Annotated in this window: 1 protein-coding gene; it reads right to left on the bottom strand. The window is 62.1% G+C overall.

Annotated elements, in window-relative coordinates; translation table 11 throughout:
• Nucleotides 1-44 precede the first annotated feature (44 nt).
• A protein-coding gene (locus tag AB0L60_RS42475; RefSeq protein ID WP_364626668.1) for an IS3 family transposase occupies nt 45-1,202 on the bottom strand; the annotation gives its coding sequence in 2 pieces (ribosomal slippage) (nt 45-955 and nt 955-1,202; 1,159 coding nt annotated over the 2 pieces). This gene is flagged as partial in the annotation.

Raw genomic sequence — 1,202 nt, 5'->3', positions numbered from 1 at the left:
GGTGAGGGGCCGGAAAGATTTCGGACAGCGCATCTTTGGTTTCTCTACGCTGCCTGGTTCCGTTCGAACCACTCGGACTCTACTTCGTTGGGAGTGCGGTAGTCAATTGCGGAGTGGAGCCGAATCTGGTTGTACCGCAGCTCAATATAGGCGATGATGTCTTTTCGTGCATGAGCACGCGTGGGATACTCGGTACGGTTTACTCGCTCGTTCTTCAGGGTTCCGTTGAACGATTCCGCCCAGGCATTGTCGAAGCATGTCCCGGTGCGGCCTACAGATCGTTTCGCGCCGAGTTCGTTTGTCACGTCGGCGAATTCGGCGGAAACGTACTGCGATCCGCGGTCACTGTGGAATATCGTCACCCCGGGCCGAAACGGAACATTGCGTGCAGCCATCCGCAGCGCATCGGACACCAATTCCGTGCGCATGTGCTCGGCCATCGCGTAGCCGACGACCTTCTTCGAGAAGCAGTCGAGCACGGTCGCCAGGTACAACCATCCCTCCCAGGTGCGGATATAGGTGATATCGCCAACTAATTTCGTCCCCGGAGCATCGGCGGTGAAGTCGCGGCGCACCAGGTCCGGCAGCTCGGCCGCATCGCCGGCGAGGGTGGTGACCGGCCGGAACGGGCGTGGCTGGCACGGCACCAAGCCCAGCTCCCGCATGATCGCGCGGACCGTGTCCGGGTCCACGACCGTGCCCCACCGGGTCAGTTGGGCGTGGATGCGCCGATAGCCGTAAGTGCCGTCGGAATGTTCGAAACAGAACTGGATTTCAGCGGCGAGGATTTCGCGGTGCTGCGCGGTGGCCGAGGGCTCGCGCCGATACCAGTCGTAGTAGCCCGAGCGCGAGACCTTCGCCCACCGGCACATGTCCACGACGGAATGATTGCCTTCTTCGGAGGCGATGAACGCGTACTTGACACTCACCGGTGCTTCTTCGCGAAGAAGGCCACCGATTTTCCCAAGAAGCGGTTCTCCTCCTCCAACTCCCGCACCCGTCGCTCCAGCTCCTTCAACCGGGCACGCTCGGAGATCGACAACTCCGAATCGGTGACATGCGCGCGCCGGAAATCGCGCACCCAGTTCCGGATCGTCTGATCGGTCACCCCGCAATCGCGGGCGACATCCGCGACCGCCCGCGACTTCTCCACCACTTCCCGGGCCGCAGTCTCTCGAAACTCGGGACTGAACTGCCGCGAC

The organism is Nocardia sp. NPDC051981 (assembly GCF_040680715.1).
Classification (GTDB): domain Bacteria; phylum Actinomycetota; class Actinomycetes; order Mycobacteriales; family Mycobacteriaceae; genus Nocardia.
The sequence above is the reverse complement of the archived record's forward strand: the minus strand, read 5'-3'. Positions and strand labels throughout refer to the sequence as shown.